The organism is Catellatospora bangladeshensis, from assembly GCF_016862575.1.
GTDB classification, from domain to species: Bacteria; Actinomycetota; Actinomycetes; order Mycobacteriales; family Micromonosporaceae; genus Catellatospora; species Catellatospora bangladeshensis.
Genome location: NZ_BONF01000093.1, coordinates 1 through 1,463, shown reverse-complemented (window position 1 = coordinate 1,463; position 1,463 = coordinate 1). Strand labels below are relative to the sequence as shown.

Genomic DNA, 1,463 nt, shown 5'->3' with positions numbered 1-1,463 from the left:
ATCGTGATGGTGGCGTGCAGGGTGTAGATCTGGGTCTGTTGTGGGTGCCGGCCGGCGTTGGGGCCGTATTTGCTGGTCGGGTTCTTGCGGGTGCGTGCTTTGGTGCGGTGGTGGCAGCGGGCGGGCAGCAGGTTGTTCTGCACTGCCCGCCCGATTGCGCCGACCAGCACGGCGGGGCCGTCGGGCGGGATGACTGCTTGAGCGGTGATGACCTGGTCGCGTGCGGTGTCCAGGGCGATGGTGAAACTTGCGCGATGGTGTTCGGTGTCGGGCAGTGCGGTGACCGCGTCGGCGGTCAGGCGGATGATGGCCTGGTAGACGGTCAGCAGCGCCCAGATCTCCTGGTCGATGTCGGCGGGGTGGTGTGAGCGCAGGACCCGGCCGTCAAGGATCGTGGACTTGATCGACAGGTAGGTGGTTTCGATCTGCCAGCGCTGGTGGTAGAGCTCGACGAGTTCGGCCGCGGGGTGGTGGGCGGGGTCGAGCAGGCTGGTGATCAGTCGCCACTGTTCGGTGCGGGTGGTGCCGTCGGTGAGGCTGACCTCGATCAGTGCCTCGATGACGCGTACGCGCAGGCGGCCGTGGCCCAGGGCGGACAGGTAGGAGCCGTCGGGCAGCCGGGTCAGGATCAGCGGGACGCGGCCCGCGCCGGAGCGGCACAGGTAGTGCGCGCTGGTGGCGGTGATCTCGGCCAGCAGGCGCCAGCTGTCGTAGTAGGCGTCTGCCAGCAGCAGCATTCCCGCGTCGAGTTTGTCCAGCAGCCGGCGGGCGTAGGCGTGTTCGCCGGTGCTCTCCGGGCCGAACGCGGCACCCAGCAGCGCGCGGGTTCCGCACTCGATGAGCACGACCAGCCGCAGGTACGGGTAGCCGAAACCCGCCGCCGGACCCTGCCGTTTGGGGTAGCGGGCCACGGTCGCCGACGTGTCGGGCACGTGCAGCATCGTGGCGTCGATCGCGACAGTGCGCAGTCCTCGCCAGAACGCCGATCGGGCCGAGGTCCAGGCCACCGGACCGGACACCGCCTCGAACAGCGCACGCAGCGGTTTGGGGCCGACCCTGCGCCGGGCCCGGCTCAACGCCGACGCGCTCGGGCACGCCACCACCAGCCCGCCCAGGCCCGCAGTCAGCTTGGCCCACACCTGCCGGTAAGCGCACCGTTCGAACAGCGCCAACGCCAGCACGAAGAAGACCAGCACCCGCGAGGGCAGCAGCCGGACCCGCCGCTGCACCGTGCCGGTCTCCGCCACGACCGCGTCTACCAGGTCGAAGTCCAGGATCTGTGTCAACTCGCCCAGATGACCCGGGGCGAACACCCCGGCCGCTACCGTGATCGTTCGCGTGATGGCAGACTGCTGCTGCAACGGGACTCCTCAGGTCAATTCTTGGTCGAACTGATATTGAGGAGTCCTGTTGCTTTTCGCAGCACGGGCGGTCTTGACCACACCGCCCCACCCTTAAGTCAA

General features: G+C 68.6%; 1 protein-coding gene. It reads right to left on the bottom strand.

The annotated features are described in order from the left end of the window. The coding region (locus Cba03nite_RS39360; protein WP_203757670.1) for an IS4 family transposase at positions 1-1,361 on the bottom strand (1,361 nt) is incomplete at its 3' end. Positions 1,362-1,463 lie beyond the last annotated feature (102 nt).